Here is a 25,832-nt window from a genome sequence, read left to right as displayed (position 1 = left end):
TTTGCTCTTTAAAAATCTGGATCAAGCTGAAAATTGAAACGGCACACCTTAATGGTGTGTTCGAGTCTCTCAAATTTTCGCAATCATGAAGTGAAACATCTTCGGGTTGTGAGGTTAAGCGACTAAGCGTACACGGTGGATGCCCTGGCAGTCAGAGGCGATGAAGGACGTGCTAATCTGCGAAAAGCGCCGGCGAGGTGATATGAACCTTTGACCCGGCGATGTCCGAATGGGGAAACCCAGTGTGTTCCGACACACTATCGTTAACTGAATACATAGGTTAACGAGGCGAACCGGGGGAACTGAAACATCTAAGTACCCCGAGGAAAAGAAATCAACCGAGATTCCCCCAGTAGCGGCGAGCGAACGGGGAGCAGCCCAGAGTCTGAATCAGCTTGTGTGTTAGTGGAAGCGTCTGGAAAGTCGCAGGGTACAGGGTGATACTCCCGTACACGAAAGCACACATGCTGTGAACTCGAAGAGTAGGGCGGGACACGTGGTATCCTGTCTGAATATGGGGGGACCATCCTCCAAGGCTAAATACTCCTGACTGACCGATAGTGAACCAGTACCGTGAGGGAAAGGCGAAAAGAACCCCGGCGAGGGGAGTGAAAAAGAACCTGAAACCGTGTACGTACAAGCAGTGGGAGCCTCTTTATGGGGTGACTGCGTACCTTTTGTATAATGGGTCAGCGACTTATATTCTGTAGCAAGGTTAACCGTATAGGGGAGCCGAAGGGAAACCGAGTCTTAACTGGGCGTTAAGTTGCAGGGTATAGACCCGAAACCCGGTGATCTAGCCATGGGCAGGTTGAAGGTTGGGTAACACTAACTGGAGGACCGAACCGACTAATGTTGAAAAATTAGCGGATGACTTGTGGCTGGGGGTGAAAGGCCAATCAAACCGGGAGATAGCTGGTTCTCCCCGAAAGCTATTTAGGTAGCGCCTCGTGAACTCATCTTCGGGGGTAGAGCACTGTTTCGGCTAGGGGGCCATCCCGGCTTACCAACCCGATGCAAACTACGAATACCGAAGAATGTTATCACGGGAGACACACGGCGGGTGCTAACGTCCGTCGTGAAGAGGGAAACAACCCAGACCGCCAGCTAAGGTCCCAAAGTCATGGTTAAGTGGGAAACGATGTGGGAAGGCACAGACAGCCAGGATGTTGGCTTAGAAGCAGCCATCATTTAAAGAAAGCGTAATAGCTCACTGGTCGAGTCGGCCTGCGCGGAAGATGTAACGGGGCTAAACCATGCACCGAAGCTGCGGCAGCGACGCGTATGCGTTGTTGGGTAGGGGAGCGTTCTGTAAGCCGTTGAAGGTGGCCTGTGAGGGCTGCTGGAGGTATCAGAAGTGCGAATGCTGACATAAGTAACGATAATGCGGGTGAAAAGCCCGCACGCCGGAAGACCAAGGGTTCCTGTCCAACGTTAATCGGGGCAGGGTGAGTCGACCCCTAAGGCGAGGCCGAAAGGCGTAGTCGATGGGAAACAGGTTAATATTCCTGTACTTGGTGTTACTGCGAAGGGGGGACGGAGAAGGCTATGTTAGCCGGGCGACGGTTGTCCCGGTTTAAGCATGTAGGCGGAACGATTAGGTAAATCCGGTCGTTTATTAACGCTGAGGTGTGATGACGAGGCACTACGGTGCTGAAGTAACAAATGCCCTGCTTCCAGGAAAAGCCTCTAAGCATCAGGTAACACGAAATCGTACCCCAAACCGACACAGGTGGTCAGGTAGAGAATACCAAGGCGCTTGAGAGAACTCGGGTGAAGGAACTAGGCAAAATGGTGCCGTAACTTCGGGAGAAGGCACGCTGATATGTAGGTGAAGCCCCTGCGGGTGGAGCTGAAATCAGTCGAAGATACCAGCTGGCTGCAACTGTTTATTAAAAACACAGCACTGTGCAAACACGAAAGTGGACGTATACGGTGTGACGCCTGCCCGGTGCCGGAAGGTTAATTGATGGGGTTAGCGGCAACGCGAAGCTCTTGATCGAAGCCCCGGTAAACGGCGGCCGTAACTATAACGGTCCTAAGGTAGCGAAATTCCTTGTCGGGTAAGTTCCGACCTGCACGAATGGCGTAATGATGGCCAGGCTGTCTCCACCCGAGACTCAGTGAAATTGAACTCGCTGTGAAGATGCAGTGTACCCGCGGCAAGACGGAAAGACCCCGTGAACCTTTACTATAGCTTGACACTGAACACTGGTCCTTGATGTGTAGGATAGGTGGGAGGCTTTGAAGCGTGGACGCCAGTCTGCGTGGAGCCGTCCTTGAAATACCACCCTTTAATGGCTGGTGTTCTAACGTAGACCCGTAATCCGGGTTGCGGACAGTGTCTGGTGGGTAGTTTGACTGGGGCGGTCTCCTCCCAAAGAGTAACGGAGGAGCACGAAGGTTAGCTAATCCTGGTCGGACATCAGGAGGTTAGTGCAATGGCATAAGCTAGCTTGACTGCGAGAGTGACGGCTCGAGCAGGTGCGAAAGCAGGTCATAGTGATCCGGTGGTTCTGAATGGAAGGGCCATCGCTCAACGGATAAAAGGTACTCCGGGGATAACAGGCTGATACCGCCCAAGAGTTCATATCGACGGCGGTGTTTGGCACCTCGATGTCGGCTCATCACATCCTGGGGCTGAAGTAGGTCCCAAGGGTATGGCTGTTCGCCATTTAAAGTGGTACGCGAGCTGGGTTTAGAACGTCGTGAGACAGTTCGGTCCCTATCTGCCGTGGGCGCTGGAGAATTGAGGGGGGCTGCTCCTAGTACGAGAGGACCGGAGTGGACGCATCACTGGTGTTCGGGTTGTCATGCCAATGGCATTGCCCGGTAGCTAAATGCGGAAGAGATAAGTGCTGAAAGCATCTAAGCACGAAACTTGCCCCGAGATGAGTTCTCCCTGACTCCTTGAGAGTCCTGAAGGAACGTTGAAGACTACGACGTTGATAGGTCGGGTGTGTAAGCGCAGCGATGCGTTGAGCTAACCGATACTAATGAACCGTGAGGCTTAACCTTACAACGCCGAAGGTGTTTTGGCGAAGAGACGACACGATTTTCAGCTTTGATACAGATTAACAGAATTTGCCTGGCGGCTTTAGCGCGGTGGTCCCACCTGACCCCATGCCGAACTCAGAAGTGAAACGCCGTAGCGCCGATGGTAGTGTGGGGTCTCCCCATGTGAGAGTAGGGAACTGCCAGGCATCAAATTTAGCGTGCTGATATGGCTCAGTTGGTAGAGCGCACCCTTGGTAAGGGTGAGGTCCCCAGTTCGACTCTGGGTATCAGCACCACTTTATACTTAGGTTAAAGTTCGGCAAGAAGTAAAAGAATTTGTCTGGCGGCTTTAGCGCGGTGGTCCCACCTGACCCCATGCCGAACTCAGAAGTGAAACGCCGTAGCGCCGATGGTAGTGTGGGGTCTCCCCATGTGAGAGTAGGGAACTGCCAGACATCAAATAAGTGAAAAGGCCATCCGAAAGGATGGCCTTTTTGCGTTTGTGCGCTGAAAAAACGGTCGGCCGGGTAAGGCGGAGCCTCCACCCGGCAGAGCAAACGGCTAATGAATCACCTGCGACAGGAATGCTCGCGTACGTTCTGACTTCGGATGCGCAAAGAACTCATCTGGCGGTGCCTGCTCAACAATCTCCCCGCGATCCATAAATATCACCCGGTCGGCCACGGTTCGCGCAAACCCCATCTCATGCGTAACGCAGAGCATTGTCATTCCGGATTGTGCCAGCCCAATCATGGTATCCAGTACCTCTTTTACCATTTCCGGATCAAGCGCAGAGGTTGGTTCATCAAACAGCATAATTTTAGGTTTCATACACAATGAACGGGCGATAGCCACGCGCTGCTGCTGACCGCCGGATATCTGGCCGGGGAACTTATTGGCATGTTCTGCGATACGCACGCGTTCAAGGTAATGCATTGCCAGCGCCTCAGCTTCCTTTTTCGGCATCTTTTGTACCCAAATTGGTGCCAGCGTGCAGTTCTGCAGAACGGTAAGATGCGGGAACAGATTGAAGTGCTGAAAGACCATTCCCACCTCCTGACGTACACGTTCGATATTGCGGATATCTTCATTCAATTCGATACCATCAACAACGATACGTCCTTGCTGATGTTCCTCAAGATGGTTAATGCAACGAATGGTCGTTGATTTTCCCGAACCTGATGGTCCGCAAAGAACAATTCTCTCACCCTGCCTGACCTTGAGATTAATGTCTTTCAGTACGTGAAACTGCCCGTACCATTTATTGACGCTTTCCAGCGTAATCATCGCGTCGGCAGGTGTCATAGTAATCTGGCTCATAATATCCTCAATGCGGTGTACGCCCTGTGTTAAAGCGCTTTTCCAGATGCTGGCTGTAGCGCGACATGCTAAAACAGAAGATCCAGTAGATCAGTGCAGCAAAGACATATCCCTCGGTGGACATACCCAGCCAGACGGGGTCAACGGTTGCCTGTTGCACGCTGCTGAAGAGATCGAATAATCCGATGATGATCACCAGACTGGTGTCCTTGAAGAGGGCGATTATCGTGTTGACCAGGCCTGGGATAACCAGCTTGAGCGCCTGAGGCAGGATGACCAGCCCCTGCGTTTTCCAGTAACCCAGCGCCAGAGATTCCGCCGCTTCGTACTGCCCTTTTGGCAATGCCTGCAGACCGCCACGAACCACTTCAGCAACATAGGCGGACTGGAACAAAATCACCCCGACCAAAGCGCGGATCAGTTTGTCGATGGTGGTGCCTTCTGCCATAAACAGCGGCAGCATGACCGAAGACATAAAAAGAACGGTGATAAGCGGTACGCCACGCCAGAACTCGATAAAGATGACGGAAAGTATACGGACCACCGGCATTTTTGAACGCCGTCCCAGGGCGAGTAAAATTCCCCAGGGAAGCGCACCTGCGATCCCCACTGAAGCGATAATCAACGTTAGCGTCAACCCGCCCCACTGGCGTGTTTCAACGCGTTCCAGTCCCAGGAAACCGCCATACAACAGCGCCCAGACAATAATCGGATAAACCACTGCCCAGGCGGCGATATAGCGTCCACGATGAGGCAGTTTTTTCCAGAACATGACCGCGATAGAGGCCAGGCCAATAACCAACGCCAAATTAATCCGCCAGCGCTGTTCGTGCGGATACAATCCATACATGAACTGACCAAAACGCTCGTGAATAAATACCCAGCATGCACCTGCTTTAGTACAGTCAGCGCGGGTAGAACCTACCCAGTTAGCCTGCAGGAAAGCCCAGTTCAGTAGCGGTGGGATCAACTCCCACATAAGCCACAGGCAGACAATCGTCAGCAGGCTATTCCCCCAGCTGGAGAACAGATTTTTACGCGCCCAGAAAATAAAGCGTCCACCCGTCGAGCGGGCAGGACGCTGAGAGTACGACAATATTGCTTTTGTCATCATTGATCCTTAGCGCTCAACCAGGGCGATACGACGGTTATAAAGATTCATTACCAACGAGATTGCGAGGCTGATAACCAGGTAGACCGACATCGTGATCGCAATGGTTTCAATAGCCTGTCCCGTCTGGTTAAGCACGGTCCCGGCGAACAGCGACACCATATCGGGGTAGCCAATTGCGGCCGCCAGAGATGAATTTTTGACAATATTGAGATACTGACTGGTCAGTGGTGGAATGATGACGCGCAAAGCCTGTGGAATGATGACCTGACGAAGCGTTACCGTATGGGGTAAGCCCAGTGACCGCGCAGCCTCGTGCTGCCCATGGGGCACGGCCTGGATACCGGCACGAATGATTTCAGCGATAAATGCAGAGGTATAAATTGAAAGCGCAAGCGTCAAAGCAGCCAGTTCCGGGATTAATACCATCCCTCCCTGGAAGTTGAAGCCACGCAGATGTGGGATTTGCCAGTGTAGCGCTGCACCAAATACCCAGTGCGCCAGTAACGGCAGGCCGATGATGAGGATTGTTGCTGTCGGCCAGGTCTTGCGGAGTTGCCCGGTTTTAACCTGATGCCTGCGATTATAGCGGTATAGCCCGGTGGAGATGGCACAGGCAACCATAACAGCGGCAATGAACGCGAGCACGCCCTCGGCTATCTGCGGAGAAGGAATATACAATCCGCGGTTGCTTAGGAAGAACAGATCGAATGCGTCAACGGCCTGGCGCGGCCCCGGGAGGTTACGCAGCACGGCGAAATACCAGAAGAAAATCTGCAGCAGGGGCGGGATATTACGAAACGTCTCAATATAAACAGTAGAGAGTTTCCGCAGCAGCCAGTTTTCTGACAGCCTGGCTAGCCCAATGAAGAATCCCAGTATCGAAGCGAAAACGATACAAAGCGCCGAAACCAGCAGCGTGTTGAGTAAACCCACGACAAATACGCGTCCATACGTATCGCCTTCCTGGTAATCAATAAGATGCTGAACAATGCCAAAGCCCGCGCTGCGATCCAGAAAGGCAAAGCCGGAGGTAATGCCGCGATTATTCAGGTTGGTGACGGTGTTGTGTATTAAATAAACGGCGACGACCACAACCGCGATGACGGCAATAATCTGGAATAGCCAGGCGCGGACCGCGGGATGAGAAAAGGATAGCGATCCTTTTACGGTTGAGCGGCGATGGGGCATAAAGAAACCTCGGTAACCATGACTCTGGACTGGGCATTGCAAATGCAATGCCCGTTACAGCGAATACTTAACGTACTGGCGGTGCGTATTGAATGCCGCCGTTGTTCCAGAGATTGTTCTGGCCGCGTTTGATCTTCAGCGGGCTTTCCGATCCCACATTGCGCTCAAAGATCTCAGCGTAGTTACCGACCTGCTTAACGATGTTATAAGCCCATTTATTATCCAGCTTCAGATCCTTGCCAAAATCACCTTCTTTACCCAGCAGGTGTGCCATATCAGGTGTAGACGGATTCGCGGCTTTCTCATCGACGTTTTTCGAGGTGATGCCCATCTCTTCAGCGTTCAGCATCGCGAACAGGGTCCAGCGAACGATAGAGAACCAGTCTTCATCGCCACGACGGACGACCGGCCCCAGAGGCTCTTTGGAAATGACTTCAGGCAGGACAATCCATTCTGCAGGGTTGCTTAGCTTGATACGCAATGCGTACAGCTGTGACTGATCGGATGCCAGCGTATCGCAGCGGCCAGACTCCAGCGCTTTAGCCGATTCATCGGAGCGATCGAATGTGACGGGGGTATACTTCATGTTATTCGCTTTGAAGTAATCCGCGACGTTAAGCTCGGTATCAGTACCGGCCTGAATACACACGGTCGCTCCATCCAGCTCTTTGGCACTTTTCAGGCCTGCTTTATTGTGCGTGAGGAAGCCGATACCGTCGTAATAGGTCACGCCGGTAAACGACATGCCCATGCCTGCATCGCGGGAGGAGGTCCAGGTAGTATTGCGAGAGAGCATGTCAACCTCGCCAGACTGCAGCGCGGTGAAACGTTCCTTCGCCGTCAGCGGGGTATATTTCACTTTACTGTCATCGCCAAACACTGCAGCAGCGACGCCACGGCAGACATCAACATCAATACCGGTAAATTTGCCGTTCGCGTCGGCATAAGAGAAGCCAGGCAAACCGTCACTGATACCGCATTGTACAAAGCCTTTCTTTTTAACCGCATCCAGCGTCGTGCCTGCATGGGCCTGACCGGCTACTGCAAACAATACGCCTGCGGCGGCCAGGCTGGCTATCATCGTCTTTTTCATAATGCATCCTGTGTGGCGAAATTTATCGTTATAGAGGCGTTTTAATACGCTTTTACCTGTCTGTGGCTTTGGCCAACGTTTATAAAGCAAACGTAGTGCCAGGTTTGCGCTCGATAAAATAAAGAACAAGTGAACGCATAATGCTGAGTGTAGACAGGGTTAAATAAATCGAATGCCCTCAAACGGTGCGAAATTCCAACCTGCGCCACAAATTAGAGCAAAAGTGAGATTAACGATAAGAAAAAGATGAAAGATAGTTTCTGACGTAATTATTGGCAGGGTATTAAATGTATTTAATAGGTGAAAATCATCACGCTAAATTATGAAAGTAAAATAGTTAAGCAAAAAGGCTGTGACCGAAAACTTAAATGGAATGAGCTGAGGGGGCGGAGAAATTAATTTTACTTATCTGAAATAATGCATGCTGGAAAGAGCAAAAGCGCGGACGGCGCCGCGCTTTCAGTGGATATTCTTATTTGGTCAGGGCGACGATACCCAGCGTCAAACCTGCGATAGCAGCGGCCCCGCCGGCAATCGCACCGGCCGTTTCCCAGTTATCCTGAGTGGTACCCTTCATACAGGTATTGGTATGAACCAGTCGGCCCTGATCGTCGTATACCGGTACACAGGGAGAATCGTGCGCGCAACCAGCAAGCAGCGCAGCGAGTAGTGCAACGGAAATGAATCTTTTCATGATGTTACCTCAGTGTTTTTTCGCATTCGCTATAAAGCCTGAGCGGCTATTAACGAATTGATGACTATTTTACCACCGGTATAAGCTCACGCTGCATGGGGAATAATCTCAAATTATGTGGATTGTAAAAATCATGGAGAAAAGAGAGCTCTTCGAATCAAATCATGGAGAAAGTGTGGCGTCCGGGGATATTAATTCATTGAACCTGATAATAAAAAAGGCACCAAAGGTGCCTTTAAGTTATTCATTATTCCTTATGCCGGGTAAACCGGCGACGGACCACCACAAAGAAAACAGGCACAAAGAAAATGGCCAACAGAGTGGCGGAAAGCATCCCGCCCATCACGCCGGTGCCGACAGCGTTTTGCGCACCGCTCCCCGCGCCGCTGCTGATCACCAGTGGCATGACCCCAAGAATAAATGCGAGAGATGTCATCAGGATAGGACGCAAGCGCATACGTGAGGCTTCAAGCGTTGCTTCGATGATCCCCTTGCCCTCTTTATCCATAAGATCTTTGGCAAACTCAACGATCAGGATGGCGTTCTTGGCAGACAGGCCGATCGTTGTCAGCAGGCCAACCTGGAAATAGACGTCATTGTTCAATCCACGCAGAGAGGCTGCGAGGAGAGCACCAATGACACCCAACGGCACAACCAGCATGACCGAGAAGGGAATGGACCAGCTTTCATACAGCGCTGCCAGACACAGGAATACGACAATCAGCGAAATGGCGTACAGCGCAGGCGCCTGATTGCCGGAAAGTCGTTCCTGGAATGACATGCCCGTCCAGTCATAGCCGATGCCGGAAGGCAGTTTTGAGGCAAGGCTTTCCATCATGACCATGGCCTCACCGGTACTTTTACCCGGGGCGGATTCGCCAAGGATTTCCATCGATGGCATCCCGTTGTAGCGTTCCAGGCGAGGCGAGCCGTACACCCAGTGAGAGGTGCTAAAGGCTGAGAACGGCACCATTTCACCGTTTGCGCTGCGCACATAGAGATTATTGATGTCCCCAGGCAACATACGGAAGTGGGCGTCAGCCTGGACGTAAACTTTTTTCACACGCCCATGGTCGATAAAGTCATTCACATATGTTCCGCCGAGTGCCGTCGAGATCGTTTGATTGACGTCCGAAATACTGACGCCCAGCGCCTGTGCTTTCTCCTGATCGACATCCAGTTTGAACTGTGGGGTATCTTCCAGGCCGTTGGGACGCACGCGCACCAGCAGGTCAGGATGCTCTTTAACCATGCCGAGCAGCGTATTTCGCGCCTGAGTCAGCTGCGTATGCCCCAGGTTAGCCTGATCGATCAGCTCGAAGTCAAAGCCCGTTGCCGTACCCAGTTCGATAATGGCAGGCAGGTTAAATGGAAATACGAGCCCATCCTTTATCTGGCTGAACGCTTTAGTTGCGCGGCTAACAATCGATTCAACGCTGTTAACCGCGCCCGGACGCTCTTCCCAGGGTTTCAGGCTGACAAAAGCGATACCGGAGTTTTGACCCTGGCCGCTAAAGCTAAAGCCGTTAACGGTGAAGACGGATTCAACATTCGCCTTCTCTTTTGTCAGATAGTAGTCCTGAACCTGATCGAGCACCTGTTGGGTTCGCGTTTGCGTCGCACCGGCCGGGAGCTGCACCATCGTCATAAAGACCCCCTGATCCTCTTCAGGCAGGAAGGAGGTCGGCAGACGCAGAAACAGCACCGCCATACCGCCTACGATGATCACATATACCACCAGGTATCGCCCGGTTTTGCGAAGAATACCGCTCACGCTGTTGCTGTAATGCTCCACGCTCTTGTCAAAGAGCGCGTTAAACCAGCCAAAGAATCCCCCTTTTTTCTCGTGATGATCGCTGGAAACCGGTTTAAGCAATGTTGCGCAAAGAGCAGGCGTCAGAATCAATGCCACCAGTACGGACAGCGCCATCGCGGAGACGATGGTGAGCGAGAACTGGCGGTAAATCGCCCCCGTTGATCCGCCAAAAAAGGCCATCGGGATAAAGACCGCTGAAAGCACCATGGCGATACCTACCAGGGCGCCCTGAATCTGCTCCATCGACTTCTGCGTCGCCTCTTTGGGCGGCAGATTGTCCTCGACCATCACGCGCTCGACGTTTTCAACCACCACGATGGCATCGTCGACCAATAGCCCGATCGCCAGCACCATCCCGAACATCGTCAGGGTATTGATGGAGAAGCCAAACGCCGCCAGCACCGCAAAGGTCCCCAGCAGGACAACCGGCACCGCAATGGTGGGGATAAGCGTTGCCCGCAGGTTTTGCAGGAACAGATACATGACCAGGAAGACGAGAATGATTGCCTCAAACAGCGTTTTCACGACCTCATGGATAGATATTTTGACAAATGGCGTGGTGTCGTAAGGGTAAACAACCTTCAGCCCCTGCGGGAAGAACTGTTGGAGCTGTGCCAGTTTGCTCTTGATGGCCGCAGCGGTATCCAGCGCGTTCGCCCCGGTTGCCAGCTTAATTCCAAGACCGGTTGCCGCCTGACCGTTGATCTTGGTGACCATGTTGTAGTTTTCGCCACCTAACTCAATGCGCGCCACATCTTTCAAATGAACCATAGAGCCATCCTGGTTCACCTTCAGCGTTACGCGGCCAAACTCTTCCGGCGACTTCAGGCGGGTCTGCGCAATGATCGAGGCGTTCAACTGCTGACCCGGGACGGATGGGGTCCCGCCTAGCTGGCCAGCCGCTATCTGGTCGTTCTGCGTTTTCAGCTGGTTAATCACATCCAGCGGCGTCAGCTGGTATTTGTTCATGGCATTGCTGTCGAGCCAGATGCGCATCGCATACTGGGCACCAAACAGCTGGACATCACCTACCCCAGTGGTTCGGCTGATCGTATCCTTCACGTTAGAAGCGACATAGTCTGAGATGTCGTCCTGAGTAAGGTTTTTATTATCTGAAACAAAGCCTGCAACCAGCAGGAAGCTGCTGCTGGACTTCTCTACACCGATCCCTTGCTGCTGTACTTCTTGCGGCAGCAGCGGCATGGCGAGCTGAAGTTTGTTCTGAACCTGAACCTGGGCAATATCCGGATCGGTACCTGACTGGAAGGTCAGCGTAATCGTGACGCTGCCCGAGGAGTCGCTGGTGGAGGACATGTACATCAGGTTATCGATACCGTTCATATTCTGCTCGATAACCTGCGTAACGGTATCCTGTACCGTCTGTGCATCAGCGCCAGGGTAAGTCGCTGTTATGGCAACGGCGGGCGGTGCGATGGTCGGATACTGCGCGATAGGCAGTTTGAGAATAGCCAGCCCGCCCGCAATCATCAGAATGATGGCGAGAACCCAGGCAAAAACCGGCCTTTGAATAAAGAAATTAGCCATGCTGTCGCCCCTTAACTGGCTGGAGTAGCTGCGGTGTCGGGTGTCGCCACCACGGTGGCGCCAGGTCTGGCTTTTTGTAATCCGCTGACAATCACGCGATCACCGTTTTTCAATCCTTCCGTCACCAGCCAGCGATCGCCGACTGCCTGTGGGGCAACAACCGTACGTGACTCCACCTGGTTTTTATCGTTAACCACCAGAACGGTTGCGTCGCCGCGCGGTGTACGGGTCACCCCTTGCTGCGGAACCAGAATGGCATCCGGCTGTGTGCCTTCATCAATACGAGCCCGGACAAACATGCCTGGCAACAGCATGTGCTGCGGATTAGGGAAAATTGCGCGAAGGGTAATGGAGCCGGTGCTTTGGTCTACGGTGACGTCAGAGAACTGCAGCGTGCCCTTCAGGGGATAAGGCTGGCCATTTTCCATCAACAGCTCAACGGTACGGGTGCCATCCCCTTTTTGCAGACTCGTCTGCTTAAGCCGCATAAAATCGTTGCTGGACTGGGTGACGTCGACATAAATCGGATCAAGCTGCTGTACCGTTGCCAGCGCGGTTGCCTGTCCATTGGTGACAAGCGCGCCCTCGGTCACGCTGGATTTGCCAATACGACCATCAATTGGCGAGGTGACTTTGGTATAGGCGAGATTGATGCGTGCGCTTTCAACGCCAGCCCGTGCAGCCACGACGCTGGCATCGGCCTGCTGAGCGGTTGCCACCGCCTGGTCATACTCTTGCTTGCTGACATACTGCGTGCCGACCAGCGGGACGTAACGTTTCACCGTCAGATGGGCAATATTGGCTGCAGCCTGCGCCTTAACCAGTTCACCTTTGGCGTTGTCATACGCAGCCTGATATGTTGCAGGATCGATCTGGTAAAGGGAGTCACCCGCTTTTACATCGCTTCCCTCAGTGAAGTTACGACGCAGAATAATACCGCTTACCTGAGGACGAACCTCCGCGACACGGAATGCATCAGTCCTGCCCGGAAGCTCAGTTGTGACAGCCAGCGGAGCGCTTTTCACAATATGTACGCTGACCTGAGGCGCCTGCGGTTGTTGCTGTTGGTTTTCCTGCCCATCGCATCCTGTGAGCAGCGCGGCGCAGACAATAAAACCGGATATGGGTAAGAGTCTGAAATGATTCGTCATTACTGTTCCTTTAAATACCCATTAACCGATATTTCCGTGAATCGGTGACTGGGCAGGGGACAAAAACAAAAATGTAGCTGCACATAATAATGAGGGTAATTAATGTTTTTTAATTTATACGTGCGAATGAATGGGGAGGAATGTAAAAATAGGAATCAGGCTCAACACATTCAGCCGGGGTCTTCTGGTAAACGAATCAAATAAATGGCGTTTGATAAACGTGATTCATATGTTTGGTGTATTTATTGCGATTGATATATTCGCCTAAATTATAAATTAAGTGAATTGACTTTTTTTGTGCAAAATTAAAACCTGTTTTGGTGAATACTTCATTCGACCCCACTGTATTTTCTGAGAATGCAGTCACCCTGTGAGTAACGAGTAGCATTTTATGGCGCGTAAAAAGAAAGAAGATGCTCAAAAAACCCGGCAGCAGCTGATTGAAGCGGCTATCGGGCAGTTCGCTGCACGCGGCGTCGCTAACACCACGCTTACGGATATCGCCGATGCTGCCCAGGTTACGCGCGGGGCGGTTTACTGGCATTTCAGCAGTAAATCAGAAATATTTAATGCTATCTGGGAGCAGCAGTTACCGCTTCGTGAAATTATTCGTGACAGGCTTTTGCTATCAGAAAATGATAATCCCTTGTTAATGCTTCGTGAGCTGTTCATTACTGCATTGCAGTATATTGCGCGTGAGCCCCGTCAGTGCGCACTGTTGCAAATTTTGTATCATAAGTGTGAATTTAATAGCGATATGATTTCAGAGTGTGAAATCAGAAAACGCATTGGTTTCAACTTCAAGCATCTGCGCGCCATTTTGGAAAAATGTATTTCGCATAACATCATTTCCTCTCAGGTCAACGTTGATCTTACGCTTATCGTTTTTCATGGTTTTTTTAGCGGAATAATTAAAAACTGGTTAATGAATAGCGACAGCTTCAATCTCTACCAGCAGGCACCCGCTTTGGTCGATAACATCCTGGCGACACTTCCGCTGACTGATGATTATGAGTCCGCGCCGGGCACCATTTCTCCCTGCGCGCAAAGCGCATCAATCGTCTCTGCGCTAACCGGTTTACCTAACAGATAGCCCTGAAGGGTGTTACAGCCAAGCTCCGTTAAAAACGTTTGCTGCGCTTCGGTTTCTACGCCCTCAGCCACGACTTTCAGGTTCAGCGTTTTTGCCAGCGCGACGATGGCTGAAACAATAGTGGCGTCATCACTTTCCCCGCTCAGCTCCTGCACGAAGGCACGATCGATTTTCAGCTCGCAGGCGGGCAAGCGTTTAAGGTACAGCAGGCTTGAATACCCTGTACCAAAGTCATCAATGGAGGCTTTTACACCGGCATTCGTAAGCTCTGTCAGCACCCGTACGCTTTCGTCAGGGTTGCTCATGGCCGTTGTCTCCGTGACCTCCAGGATGAGCATTTCCGGCGGCACGTGGTGACGCGCCAGACAGTCAAGTACCGTCTTAACCAGCGAGGGCTGCTCGAACTGCAGCGTCGACAGATTCACCGCCATTGACCAGTCCTGATGCCCCTGAAGATGCCATTCGCGTAACTGGCGACAGGCTTCGTTGATCACCCAGTTGCCAATGGGGATGATCTGGCCGGTTTTCTCAGCCAGAGGTAAAAACAGGTCCGGCGTCAGTAATCCCTGCTTCGGATGCTGCCAGCGTAAGAGCGCCTCAAAGCCGAGGACCGGGCCTGCCGGGGCATGGAATTTAGGTTGATAGACCAGGCGAAGCTCATCGCGCTCGATCGCAAGCCACAGGTCGTTCATCAGCTGGAGGTGAGTCTGCGCCAGGGTATTCATGGAGGGCTGGAAAAAATGGTAGCCGTTTCGACCCATATGCTTGGTGTGGTACATCGCCGCATCTGCGTTAAACATCAGTTCGCGATCGGTTGTACCGTCGTGTGGGTAAAGCGCGATCCCAATACTGAGGGTCACGACCAGCTCATAAGGTTCCAGGCTGAAAGGGCTGTCTATGGCGCGAACCAGCGAGTTAGCCAGTGAGGCTGCATCGTCAGGGCCTTCCCCTTCTGCCAGCAGAACAAATTCATCACCGCCGATACGTGCAAGCGTGAACTGGCCCTTCAGGTGCTGCAGCAAGCGCTCCGTTACGGCGACCAGTAGCTTATCACCCACATCGTGGCCGTAGGCGTCATTGATCGCTTTAAACCCGTCGAGATCCATGAACATTAGCGCAAACTGCGCATTTTCTCGTTCGGCCTTACTGATGGCCTGATCGAGACGGTCCTCCAGCAGGATACGATTCGGCAGGCGGGTTAACGTATCGTGCAGTGCCAGCTGAGCCAGTTCCCGGTTTGCTTCGGCAAGAGACGAAGCCAGTAATGAGGTGCGCGCCTGCAGGCGAGCATCCAGCATTGAAACGAGCAGTGAAATCCCCAGAATGGACAGGGCGACCACGCTGACCAATACGGCCAGCCAGCTGCCGTTAATGCCGTGGTGATGAGCCATGGTCGACATCGGAAACTGGGCGGCCTTCATGCCGGCATAGTGCATGCCGGCAATAGCGATCCCCATAGTGAGTGCGGCACCCAGACGCATCAACGCGACCCTGGCGGCCTCATGTCGAAGGCGGAACGTGAGCCAAAGGGCAACGAGTGAAGCCGCTAGCGCGATGGCGACAGAAATGACCACCCAGGTCGTATCCCAGATGATACCGGGCGTGACCTCCAGCGCCGCCATGCCGGTGTAATGCATCGCCACAATCCCGGTTCCCATCACCAGCGCCCCCGGCAGCAGTCGGCGTAAGCGCAACTGCTCGCAGCTGACAAGCCACAGGGCAAACATTGATGAACCAATGGCGATAACCATTGAGAGTACCGTCAGCGTGGCGTTGTAGCTCATGCTCATGGAGAGATCCATCGCCAGCATGCCGATAAAATGCATTGCCCATACGCCGATACCCATCGCAATGCCACCGCCGGCCAGCCAGATGCGGGCTGCAATACCCTGGCTCCCCGCGACGCGCGCGGCCATATTCAGCGCGGTATAGGCGGCAAGGATGGCGACAATAAAGGAGATGACTACGAGGATTTGGTTGTATTGGCTAACCAGCATGGTCTGTTCAACTCGAGTGTGAGGTTACGCAAGAGCGGTTGGGAAGGGCGAGACATTATCACCGTAAGATAATGACTAAAAGGGATTTAAATCCCTGTTTTTACTGGGTGATACAGGGGTGTCTACGGCTTAATCAAGCGCTGAGCAATTGACTAATTTTAGCGGATTCACGGAATTCATGTTGCGGCACTTGTCAGTTTCGGTGCTCATCAGCTCTATCCACTGCATCAGCAGCGCGTCGAACAGGAAAACTGAGATAGCAAACACAACCAGCCACCAGTATTTACGAATCATAGTGTCATTCCGGGAGAAGAGAGCCTGTAGGGTGGTGGAAATATACACGAAAAGCCGCGCTTGGAAAGCGGCGGAGGAGAAGGTTTACAAAGCGTTGACGGTTGCGGGCGAGGCGAATAAAAAAGGCGCTTCCCCATGCCGAAGAGCGCCTTTTTAAACAAGCATTTAACTGATTAGTATCAGTTCATGCCGTATTTTTTCAATTTCTTACGCAGAGTACCACGGTTGATACCCATCATCAGCGCAGCGCGGGTTTGGTTACCGCGGGTGTATTGCATCACCATGTCCAACAGTGGCTGTTCAACTTCAGCCAGTACCAGCTCATACAGGTCATTAACATCCTGACCGTTCAGTTGAGCAAAATAGTTCTTCAGTGCCTGTTTAACCGAGTCACGCAGGGGCTTTTGAGTCACCTGATCCTGGGAGTTAACGGTGGAAACGGTCAGTACGTCAGAATTTACGCGTTGTTCGAACATAGTTCTGTCAGCTCTTTATTTCATTACGCAAGATTTTCGAAGTATGCCTCCAACGCCTCCAGCTGTACGCTGGCATCCTCTATGGCGTTGAATGTGCGCCGAAACTGGTCATTTGGAGCGTGCTCCTGGAGATACCAGGATACGTGTTTACGCGCAATTCGGTACCCTTTTGCCTGGCCGTAGTGGTCATGCAATTCCCGAACATGCGAACAAAGCAAGCGCTTAACCTCTGCCAGTGGCAGGGGGGCAAGCAGCTCCCCAGTGTCCAGATAATGCTGGATTTCCCGAAAGATCCAGGGTCTTCCCTGAGCTGCACGTCCTATCATCAGAGCATCAGCTCCCGTATAGTCGAGCACAGCTCTGGCTTTAAGCGGGTCAGTAATGTCACCATTCGCGATAATCGGAATGGAAACTTTCTGCTTAACTGCCCGAATGCTGTCGTATTCAGCTTCACCATTGAACAAACAGGCGCGAGTGCGTCCATGAATGGTCAGGGCCTGAATGCCACAGTCTTCGGCCAGTTGGGCAATCTCTACACAGTTACGGTGTTCCGGCGACCAACCCGTGCGAATCTTTAACGTAACAGGAACGTCCACCGCGCTGACAACCGCCGTCAGGATAGACTTCACCTGGTCGGGGTATTGCAGAAGGGCTGAACCTGCAAGCTTGCGATTCACTTTCTTGGCCGGGCAACCCATATTGATATCAATAATTTGGGCGCCACTTTCCACGTTGATACGCGCGGCATCTGCCATCTCTTCAGGCACGCTTCCGGCAATTTGCACGGTACGAATACCTGGTTCATCAACGTGCACCATCCGCAAACGTGACTTATCGCTTTCCCATACCTGCGGGTTAGACGACATCATCTCGGAAACGGTTAAACCTGCTCCCATCTCGTAGCACAGCGTCCTGAACGGCCGGTCGGTAATACCTGCCATTGGGGCTGCGATCAGGCGATTTCTGAGCTGGTGGTGTCCGATGCGCATGAGTTAAGAAATGACCATACTGTGACTGCAAGGCGGCGTATATTACGCATTTTTTGCACGAGATGAAAGGCCAAACTTTGAACAATCCTCTGTTGTAGATCAAGGAATCGCCGGTCAATCATTCTGTTGAGAATTATTCACTATTTAAATCATTATGTTATACGAAACAGGTTATTTTATGGGCGCTTACAATTTCCCGTAACTTCTCATCATTTCTGAATAAATGCAGCACTTGAGCGGCATAATCTGCTGTTTTTAGCAGCAGATTATGCCGGTTCTTTGCGATCTGCGTCGCATTTTAGAACATCATCTCAGTTCAGAAAATGGACATTATTCAACAACTACGCGGCCATGAAGTGACTGTACCGGACGGTTATTATCGTGATGCATCGTATGGGTGAATTTTGCCAGCTGCTCGGCCGAAAGCGTCAGCGGATGTTTGAGGACAATCCATGTCACCCCCTCTGAGCACGGCGGCGTGGTCAGGGAGCCGCTAAAGCGCCAGTAGGTTTTCTCTTTTGGCAGCAGCTTGTTGAGATCGAGATCCTGCGTAATGGAGACGTTCTGCTCCGCCTGCTGAGGCATGACCGCCCACAGCTTTTCAAGCTCAGGGTTCGCGGCACCTTTATCAAACATCACCGCAACGACCGCCAGTTCGCCGTTGGCATTTTTATGCACCAGATGCATTTCCATCGCGTATTTTTTACCGTGAACGGTGTTTTCGCTCGGCGCGTGGAAATGGAACTGTTGTAACGTCCAGCTTTGCTTGTCGAGCGTGATGCTATCGCGCGTGTCGGCTTTTTCGCTCGCCTGGATCGTATGGCCATTGTTTGTCAGCGTCACGGGACCATCGCGGTAAGCCGTTTTCAGCGGGGAGAGATGGGCTTTGGCAGTCGAATCAATATTGATGGGGGACTGGTTCATCCCGCTTTGACAGGTCTTGTAGGCCTCATCCAGTTCGCCCCAGTGCTCCGGTGCACCTTCGCCTTCGTAGCTCCAGTGTGATGCGAAAGCGGAAGCGGAGATCATACTCAGCGCGAGCAGCGCTGCCTTGCCGGTAAAGTGATTCATAATATTCTTCCAGTGAATTGTTGTAATTCAAATCATGATTTATCATTATGATTTGTAGGGTTATTTTACCGGAGAATGGCTGGGGAAGTGAGAGATATGAGAGGAAAACAGGCGTGGTCAGATGACCACGCCAAATGCTTACTTTTTACGACCGGTAATGCGGCACCACTCTTCTTTCTCAACAACGGGGTCGAGTGCGAACAGATCGGCATAGGCTTCACAGACGCTGTCTGCCTGGCTCGCCAGGATACCCGAAAGACCCAGCAGACCACCCTCAACGGGCAGCACGCTGATTAACGGTGCCAGTTCACGTAACGGGCCTGCCAGAATATTCGCAACCACCACATCGGCTTTCATGGCTTCTGGCTGCGCATCCGGGAGATAAAGCTCCAGGCGCTCGGACACGCCGTTGCGCTCGGCGTTATCGCGGCTGGCCTGAATGGCCTGCGGATCGATGTCGATCCCGATGGCTTTTGCCGCGCCCAGCTTGAGCGCCGCAATGGCAAGGATCCCGGAGCCACAGCCAAAGTCGATCACCGTCTTGCCTTCCAGATCCAGGCCATCCAGCCATTGCAGGCAGAGCGAGGTTGTCGGGTGAGTGCCGGTACCAAAGGCCAGGCCCGGGTCGAGCATCACGTTGACCGCATTCTCGTCCGGGACGTCGCGCCAGCTCGGGCAGATCCACAGGCGCTTGCCGAACTGCATCGGGTGGAAATTATCCATCCACTCGCGTTCCCAGTCTTTGTCTTCCAGCTGTTCGATTTTGTGCACAAAGCCCGCGCCCAGCAGAGGATGATTTTCCAGAATCGCGACAACCTCTTTCATATCCGTTTCCGCATCGAACAGGCCGATAACGTCGGTATCACCCCACAGGCGGGTTTCGCCCGGCAGCGGCTCAAAGACCGGCGTGTCATGCGTGTCCTGGAAGGTGATAGAAACCGAACCGGCCTCCATCAGCGCATCGCTCAGCTCTTCGGCGTTCGCGCCGGTTGTATTCAGTTTTAGTTGGATCCACGGCATGGCAAAACTCTTTATTTATCAGTAGAAATCATAGCGGGTTGTTGAACGGGCTGACCGAAACGGTTCCCCACCACAAACGCCAGTAAACTTAGCAGTAACGAAGGCACAATCGGATGGAAGCCCAGATACTGAATTTTAAATGTTGCGAGCACGGCGTAAAGCACGCCGCCGACAATCATGGCGCTCAGCGCGCCGGCAGCATTGGCGCGTTCCCAGTAGAGCCCCAATACCAGCGGCCACAGGAAGACGGCTTCAAGGCCGCCAAACGCGAGCAGGTTCAGCCAGATGATCATCTCCGGCGGACGCCATGCGGCAAGCAGAAGCAATGCGCCCAAAACCAGGGTAATCACCGCAGACATGCGCTTTAAGCGGCGTTCGTTTTCAACCTGCTCAGGGCGCAGGTTCAGATAAAGATCTTTAATGATCGTAGCGGAACTTTGCAGCAGCTGAGCGTTGATTGTCGACATGATGGCGGCCATTGGGGCGGCAAGGAAAATCCCGGCAGCGAACGGTGGAAGCACTTTGACCATCAGCGTTGGGATCACCAGATCCGGCACGGTGAGGTCGGGGATCACCGCGCGCCCTAATGCGCCCGCCAGGTGCATACCAAACATCAGGATCGCGACAACGATAGTGCCGATAATGATACCTCGGTGCACGGCTTTGCTGTCTTTATAAGAGATACAGCGCACAGCCGTATGCGGCAGACCGATAACCCCAAAGCACACTAATACCCAGAACGAGGTCATAAATGTAGGAGAAAGGATGTCATCCGCGCCCTGCGGCGAAACCAGTTTTGGATCGATCGCCTCGAGGGTTTCAACCGCATGGCTCAGGCCGCCCGCGGCGTGGACGATGCCGACCAGCAGGACGATAGTGCCGATAAGCATCACCATGCCCTGCATCGTATCGTTCAGCACGCTGGCGCGGAATCCGCCAAACGCGGTATACAGCGCAATGCTGACCCCGAAGATGATCAGGCCTGTCTCGTAGGGGATCCCGGCAGCCGTTTCCAGCAGGCGTGCCCCGCCGATAAACTGTACCGTCATCGCGCCAATAAAGGCCACCAGCAGGCTTAAGCTTGCCAGCCACACCAGTAAACGGCTCTGATAGCGGGCAAACAGCATATCGTTGAGCGTCACGGCATTGTAGCGACGCGCCAGGATAGCGAATTTTTTGCCCAGGATGCCCAGGGAGAGCCAGACGGCGGGAAGCTGGATCATCGCCAGCAGCACCCAGCCTAGCCCGTATTTATAGGCCGCCCCGGGGCCGCCGATAAACGAGCTGGCGCTAATGTAGGTGGCGGTCAGCGTCATGGCCAGCACAACGCCGCCCATCGAGCGGCTGCCGAGGAAATACTCGTTCAGAAAGCTCCCGGTCGACCTTTTACGCATGGCGTAAATCGACAGGCCAAACACCACGAATAGGTAAGCGATAAGCGGCAGAATGACTTCAAGCTGCATCATCGTCCTCCAGCGGAATGTCGCGATAGATAAATTTCACCATTGCCCAGCAGAGCAGGATAAAGACCAGCGGCACCAGCAGGCAGGCCATTTCAAACCAGTGCGGCAGGCCGGTAATGCCAATAGCGGAGTCAGGTAAGTAAGCAGTTACTAACCATGCAGCAAGATAGAGAAGGGTCAGCCACAGCGCCCAGCGCGCTTCTTTATGGGCCTGAACAAAACGCTTGTCCATTTTTTGTCCCTTGTGGATGAAGAAAGCGGGGATTGTACATGATGGGGTGCGGCAATCCCCAGAAATAAAAAAGGCCGGATAATCCGGCCTTTTAGCGTCAATGCAGTCTTACTTCTCGTGCAGACCGAGTTTCTTCTCAAGATAGTGGATGTTGGTGCCACCATTCTGGAAGTGCTCGTCGCTCATGATGCGCATCTGCAGATCGACGTTGGTTTTGATACCGTCGATGATCAGCTCCTGCAGGGCGTTCTTCATGCGGGCAATCGCCACGTCACGGTTCTCGCCGTAGCAGATAAGCTTACCGATCATTGAGTCATAGTACGGCGGTACGGTGTAACCGGCGTAAATATGGGACTCCCAGCGCACACCAAAGCCACCCGGCGCGTGGAAACGCGTGATTTTACCCGGGCTAGGCAGGAAGGTATTCGGGTCTTCGGCGTTAATACGGCATTCTACCGCATGGCCTTTCACCACAACTTCTTCCTGTTTGATGGACAGAGGCTGGCCGGCTGCAATACGCAGCTGTTCTTTGATCAGGTCAACGCCGGTGATCATTTCGGTAACCGGGTGTTCAACCTGAATACGGGTGTTCATCTCAATGAAGTAGAACTCGCCGTTTTCGAACAGGAACTCAAAGGTACCTGCACCGCGATAGCCGATGTCGACACACGCTTTGGAGCAACGCTCGCCGATGTAGCGACGCAGTTCCGGGGTAATGCCCGGTGCTGGCGCTTCTTCGACCACTTTCTGGTGACGACGCTGCATGGAGCAGTCACGTTCTGCCAGATAGATCGCGTTACCCTGACCGTCAGCCAGCACCTGAATTTCGATGTGGCGTGGGTTTTCCAGGTATTTTTCCATGTACACCATGTCATTGCTGAAAGCCGCTTTCGCTTCAGCTTTGGTCATGGAGATGGACTGCGCCAGTTCAGCATCGCTGCGCACAACGCGCATACCGCGACCGCCGCCGCCGCCGGACGCCTTGATGATAACCGGGTAGCCAATGCGTTTAGCGTGAGCACGGTTAGCATCCATGTCGTCGGTCAGCGGGCCGTCAGAACCAGGAACGGTTGGAACACCGGCTTTCTTCATCGCGGTGATTGCAGACACTTTGTCGCCCATCAGGCGGATGGTGTCGGCTTTCGGGCCGATAAAGATAAAGCCAGAGCGTTCGACCTGCTCGGCAAAGTTGGCGTTCTCAGAGAGGAAGCCGTAACCCGGGTGAATAGCCACCGCGCCGGTGATTTCAGCGGCACTGATGATAGCCGGGATATTCAGATAGCTTTTTACGGACGGAGCCGGGCCAATACAGACCGTCTCATCCGCCAGCAATACGTGTTTTAAATCACGATCCGCGCTTGAGTGCACGGCCACGGTCTTGATGCCCAGCTCTTTACAGGCACGAAGAATACGCAGTGCAATCTCGCCGCGGTTGGCGATAACAATTTTATCCAGCATGTGCGCCTCGTTACTCGATGACGACCAGCGGCTCGTCAAATTCTACCGGCTGACCACTTTCGACCAGAATCGCTTTCACGGTACCTGACTTGTCAGCTTCGATCTGGTTCATCATTTTCATGGCTTCAACGATGCACAGGGTATCGCCTACATTGACTTTCTGACCCACTTCGATGAACGCTTTCGCGTCCGGGCTCGGGGTGCGGTAGAAAGTACCAACCATTGGGGAACGTACGATGTGACCACTGATTTCTGCAGCTGCTGCAGGTGCGGCTTCTGCTGCTGGTGCAACGGCTGCGGCGAGCGCAGGCTGTTGTTGCATCATCGGCGCAGCGTAAGCTTGCTGCATTACCGGGAAGCTAGCGGCTGGGGCTGCACGGCTGATGCGTACAGACTCTTCGCCTTCAGAAATTTCCAGTTCGGAGATGCCTGATTCTTCAACCAGCTCGATCAGTTTTTTAATCTTACGAATATCCATGAGTGGGTTCCGTACTCTTGTTTAGTGTGATTGTGACAGGCGTTTTACCGCTGTCTGTAAAGCGTATGAATAACCGTCCGCACCCAGTCCACAGATTACGCCAGCAGCGATGTCTGACAGATAGGAGTGGTGGCGGAACGGCTCACGGGCGTGCACGTTGCTCAGGTGGATCTCGATAAACGGGATATTCACCGCAAGCAGTGCGTCGCGTATAGCAACACTGGTGTGCGTAAACGCGGCCGGATTGATCAGGATATAGTCCACATTGTCTTTAGCCTGATGAATACGGTCGATGATTGCGTACTCCGCGTTAGACTGAAAATGATCCAAATCCACATCCAGCGAGGCTGCTTCCGTACCCAGACGGTTAACAATTTCGCTCAATGTCAGCGTGCCGTACTTCTCTGGCTCACGGGTTCCGAGCATGTTCAGGTTCGGTCCGTTCAAAACTAAGATCTGGAATTTATCAGCCATTGTGCCGCTATCTCCTGCGATTCTCCGGTAAAAAACAAAATATACCTTAGAAGCGCGATTGTCACCTTTTCAGAGGCTAAAAACCCCTGTCAGGAAAACCAAAGTCGCACATTATAACGATTTCGTAGCATTTAGCAGCTAAATACTGGTCTTATCAGGGAAGATTATCAACCGCATTCCGCAAAAGATTCGCGGTTGATAAGTAATCTGCGGGAAAACGCACAGTTTCGCGTACTATCGGAACCACTGGCGGAACTTCTTGTAACGCCACGCTAAAAGCGCCACGGCCAGCAGCGCGTAAAGGATTGGCTGCGGGGATAAGATCTTCACTGACCACAGGTAATGAATGGGAGCGAGGATCGCGACAAGATAGACGACGTTGTGCAAAAGCTGCCAGCGTCTGCCCATTTTTCGCTGTGCATACTGCGTGGATGTTAGCGCAAGCGCCAGTAAAATCACCCAGCTCACGATACCCAGCGTCAGATAAGGGCGAGTCACCAGTTCGCGACCCAGCAGTGCCAGATTGTTAATACCCAACTCCAGCAGCGCGTAGCTGGTTAAGTGTATCGTTGCCCACGCAAAGCACCATAGCCCTAACAGGCGGCGGGTGCGTATCAATAATGGCTGCTTAGCGTAACGCGCCAGCGGTGAAACCAGCAAGGTTGCCAGTAAAAATTTCAGAGCCATCCTACCCGTAAAATGCTGGATATCCTTCGCCGGATCTGCGCTAAACGCACCGTGGCTGACGGCCCAGAAGAGCCAGATAAAAGGAAGCAACCCGGCCAGATGCAGCAACACCTTCAGCCAGGTTATCTGCTTTGCGGTTAAGCGCACTTAGAAATTCTCCCGTAAATTCAGCCCTCGGTAGAGCGAGGCCACTTCATCCGCATAGCCGTTAAACAGCAGCGTCGGCTGACGCTTCACGTCCAGCGCGCCGCCGGAGCCAATAAAGCGCTCCGTGGCCTGCGACCAGCGCGGATGGTCCACGTGCGGGTTCACGTTGGCAAAAAAGCCGTATTCGCCCGGCGCCGCCAGGTTCCAGGTGGTTGGCGGGCGCTCGCGGGTGAGCTTGATGCTGACGATGGATTTGATCCCTTTAAAGCCATATTTCCACGGCACGGTCAGGCGGACAGGCGCGCCGTTCTGCGGCGGGAGCGCTTTACCGTATACGCCAACGGTCAGCAGGGTGAGGGGATGCATTGCCTCGTCCAGGCGTAAACCTTCGACATAAGGATACTCAAGCCCGCCGCCGATAAACCTGTCCTTCTGGCCCGGCATTTCGTCCGGGGCGTAACGCGTCTGGAAGGAGACATATTTTGCATTGCTGGTGGGTTCAACCATTGCCAGCAGCTTATGGAGCGGGAAGCCCACCCAGGGGACCACCATCGACCAGGCCTCAACGCAGCGCATGCGGTAGATGCGCTCTTCGAGCGGGAAGCGCGTGGTGAGATCGTGATGATCCAGCGTCAGCGGCTTCGCGACTTCACCGTCAATATTCAGCGTCCAGGGATCGGTTTTCATACTGCCGGCGTTGGCGGCAGGATCGGCTTTATCAAGGCCAAATTCGTAGAAGTTGTTGTAGCCGGTCACTTTATCTTCCGGCGTCAGCGCCAGCGTGTTTTGCCATTGAGCCGGTTTCGTAAAGGTGAGCGGCGCGCCCGAAGGCGCTTTCGGACGGTCGTTGCCCTTAAACCAGTCGAGCAGGTCGGCGTGAGCCGCAGGGGTAAGCGTCAGGGCCGTGGCGCTGATGCCAAGCATCTTCAGGATCTGGCGGCGCTGTAGCATAAAGACAGATTCGGACGTTACGTCGGCTTCCGTCAGTTTTGGGGTTTTCATGGCATCCTCCGTCAGGCGTTTTTCTAAGCATGA

At 53.1% G+C, this 25,832-nt stretch carries 21 protein-coding genes, 1 tRNA gene and 3 rRNA genes; 5 read left to right on the top strand and 20 right to left on the bottom strand.

Annotated features, from left to right (window positions below; genetic code table 11):
• The first annotated feature begins 112 nt into the window (after positions 1-112).
• The 4 genes from VPX56_RS20655 (at position 113) to rrf (VPX56_RS20640) (ending at position 3,452) form a co-directional block, all read left to right on the top strand.
• Positions 113-3,018: ribosomal RNA gene (locus VPX56_RS20655) — 23S ribosomal RNA — on the top strand.
• 69 nt (positions 3,019-3,087) lie between these two features.
• Positions 3,088-3,203, top strand: a 5S ribosomal RNA gene (gene rrf / locus VPX56_RS20650).
• Between the two features lie 14 nt (positions 3,204-3,217).
• Positions 3,218-3,293 (top strand) — tRNA-Thr (locus VPX56_RS20645).
• A 43-nt stretch (positions 3,294-3,336) separates the two neighbouring features.
• Positions 3,337-3,452, top strand: a 5S ribosomal RNA gene (gene rrf / locus VPX56_RS20640).
• Between the two features lie 106 nt (positions 3,453-3,558).
• Here rrf (VPX56_RS20640) and VPX56_RS20635 read toward each other — a convergent pair.
• From VPX56_RS20635 to VPX56_RS20605, 7 genes are all read right to left on the bottom strand, one after another.
• Positions 3,559-4,317 (bottom strand): amino acid ABC transporter ATP-binding protein, encoded by a 759-nt coding sequence (locus VPX56_RS20635; protein WP_263610381.1) that lies wholly within the window; start codon positions 4,315-4,317, stop codon positions 3,559-3,561.
• Positions 4,318-4,324: 7 nt separating this feature from the next.
• Positions 4,325-5,428, bottom strand: a complete 1,104-nt coding sequence (locus VPX56_RS20630) for an amino acid ABC transporter permease (RefSeq protein WP_326472153.1) — start codon at positions 5,426-5,428, stop codon at positions 4,325-4,327.
• A 9-nt stretch (positions 5,429-5,437) separates the two neighbouring features.
• The gene (locus VPX56_RS20625; RefSeq protein WP_326468655.1) at positions 5,438-6,619 is read right to left on the bottom strand and encodes an amino acid ABC transporter permease; all 1,182 of its coding nucleotides are present in this window, start codon (positions 6,617-6,619) and stop codon (positions 5,438-5,440) included.
• A gap of 67 nt (positions 6,620-6,686) precedes the next feature.
• Complete coding sequence (locus VPX56_RS20620; RefSeq protein WP_326468653.1) at positions 6,687-7,712, bottom strand: amino acid ABC transporter substrate-binding protein; 1,026 nt, start codon at positions 7,710-7,712, stop codon at positions 6,687-6,689.
• 472 nt (positions 7,713-8,184) lie between these two features.
• The gene (locus VPX56_RS20615; protein ID WP_006178893.1) at positions 8,185-8,406 is read right to left on the bottom strand and encodes a lipoprotein; all 222 of its coding nucleotides are present in this window, start codon (positions 8,404-8,406) and stop codon (positions 8,185-8,187) included.
• A 247-nt stretch (positions 8,407-8,653) separates the two neighbouring features.
• Positions 8,654-11,767, bottom strand: coding sequence for an efflux RND transporter permease subunit (locus tag VPX56_RS20610; RefSeq protein ID WP_131635246.1), 3,114 nt, complete (start codon positions 11,765-11,767; stop codon positions 8,654-8,656).
• A gap of 11 nt (positions 11,768-11,778) precedes the next feature.
• A complete protein-coding gene (locus VPX56_RS20605; protein ID WP_263610383.1) occupies positions 11,779-12,918 on the bottom strand; it encodes an efflux RND transporter periplasmic adaptor subunit in 1,140 nt (379 codons plus the stop codon).
• 391 nt (positions 12,919-13,309) lie between these two features.
• On the opposite strand from VPX56_RS20605, the gene envR reads away from it, so the two are divergent.
• Positions 13,310-14,011, top strand: coding sequence for an acrEF/envCD operon transcriptional regulator (envR, locus tag VPX56_RS20600; RefSeq protein WP_326468650.1), 702 nt, complete (start codon positions 13,310-13,312; stop codon positions 14,009-14,011).
• Here the strand turns inward: envR and VPX56_RS20595 are convergent.
• The 13 genes from VPX56_RS20595 to msrP all read right to left on the bottom strand — a co-directional run bounded on the left by VPX56_RS20595 (position 13,927) and on the right by msrP (position 25,799).
• The gene (locus VPX56_RS20595) at positions 13,927-16,008 is read right to left on the bottom strand and encodes a putative bifunctional diguanylate cyclase/phosphodiesterase (protein WP_326468648.1); all 2,082 of its coding nucleotides are present in this window, start codon (positions 16,006-16,008) and stop codon (positions 13,927-13,929) included. The two genes, envR and VPX56_RS20595, sit on opposite strands and share 85 nt — an antisense overlap.
• 129 nt (positions 16,009-16,137) lie before the next feature.
• Positions 16,138-16,302: a DUF2556 family protein gene (locus VPX56_RS20590; RefSeq protein WP_131635250.1), complete on the bottom strand. Its 165-nt coding sequence runs from the start codon at positions 16,300-16,302 to the stop codon at positions 16,138-16,140.
• A gap of 179 nt (positions 16,303-16,481) precedes the next feature.
• Positions 16,482-16,778 (bottom strand): DNA-binding transcriptional regulator Fis, encoded by a 297-nt coding sequence (gene fis / locus VPX56_RS20585; protein WP_000462905.1) that lies wholly within the window; start codon positions 16,776-16,778, stop codon positions 16,482-16,484.
• A gap of 23 nt (positions 16,779-16,801) precedes the next feature.
• A complete protein-coding gene (gene dusB / locus VPX56_RS20580; protein WP_010436190.1) occupies positions 16,802-17,767 on the bottom strand; it encodes a tRNA dihydrouridine synthase DusB in 966 nt (321 codons plus the stop codon).
• 330 nt (positions 17,768-18,097) lie between these two features.
• Entirely contained in the window at positions 18,098-18,838 is a 741-nt protein-coding gene (locus VPX56_RS20575; protein ID WP_326468645.1) for a carbonic anhydrase, read from the bottom strand.
• A gap of 138 nt (positions 18,839-18,976) precedes the next feature.
• Entirely contained in the window at positions 18,977-19,858 is an 882-nt protein-coding gene (gene prmA / locus VPX56_RS20570) for a 50S ribosomal protein L11 methyltransferase (RefSeq protein WP_263610387.1), read from the bottom strand.
• Between the two features lie 11 nt (positions 19,859-19,869).
• Positions 19,870-21,321 (bottom strand): sodium/pantothenate symporter, encoded by a 1,452-nt coding sequence (gene panF, locus VPX56_RS20565; protein ID WP_326472151.1) that lies wholly within the window; start codon positions 21,319-21,321, stop codon positions 19,870-19,872.
• The gene (locus tag VPX56_RS20560; protein ID WP_006178860.1) at positions 21,311-21,553 is read right to left on the bottom strand and encodes a YhdT family protein; all 243 of its coding nucleotides are present in this window, start codon (positions 21,551-21,553) and stop codon (positions 21,311-21,313) included. The genes panF and VPX56_RS20560 overlap by 11 nt, the downstream gene beginning before the upstream one ends.
• A 108-nt stretch (positions 21,554-21,661) precedes the next feature.
• Positions 21,662-23,011, bottom strand: a complete 1,350-nt coding sequence (gene accC / locus VPX56_RS20555) for an acetyl-CoA carboxylase biotin carboxylase subunit (protein WP_010436177.1) — start codon at positions 23,009-23,011, stop codon at positions 21,662-21,664.
• Between the two features lie 10 nt (positions 23,012-23,021).
• Complete coding sequence (gene accB / locus VPX56_RS20550) at positions 23,022-23,489, bottom strand: acetyl-CoA carboxylase biotin carboxyl carrier protein (protein WP_131635254.1); 468 nt, start codon at positions 23,487-23,489, stop codon at positions 23,022-23,024.
• A 21-nt stretch (positions 23,490-23,510) separates the two neighbouring features.
• Positions 23,511-23,963, bottom strand: a complete 453-nt coding sequence (gene aroQ / locus VPX56_RS20545; RefSeq protein WP_131635255.1) for a type II 3-dehydroquinate dehydratase — start codon at positions 23,961-23,963, stop codon at positions 23,511-23,513.
• Positions 23,964-24,197: 234 nt separating this feature from the next.
• Positions 24,198-24,797, bottom strand: coding sequence for a protein-methionine-sulfoxide reductase heme-binding subunit MsrQ (msrQ, locus tag VPX56_RS20540; protein WP_263610388.1), 600 nt, complete (start codon positions 24,795-24,797; stop codon positions 24,198-24,200).
• Complete coding sequence (gene msrP, locus VPX56_RS20535) at positions 24,798-25,799, bottom strand: protein-methionine-sulfoxide reductase catalytic subunit MsrP (protein WP_326468640.1); 1,002 nt, start codon at positions 25,797-25,799, stop codon at positions 24,798-24,800.
• Positions 25,800-25,832: the final 33 nt, after the last annotated feature.

This window comes from Enterobacter wuhouensis (genome assembly GCF_035835995.1).
GTDB classification, from domain to species: Bacteria; Pseudomonadota; Gammaproteobacteria; order Enterobacterales; family Enterobacteriaceae; genus Enterobacter; species Enterobacter wuhouensis.
This window is presented reverse-complemented; position numbering and strand designations above follow the sequence as displayed.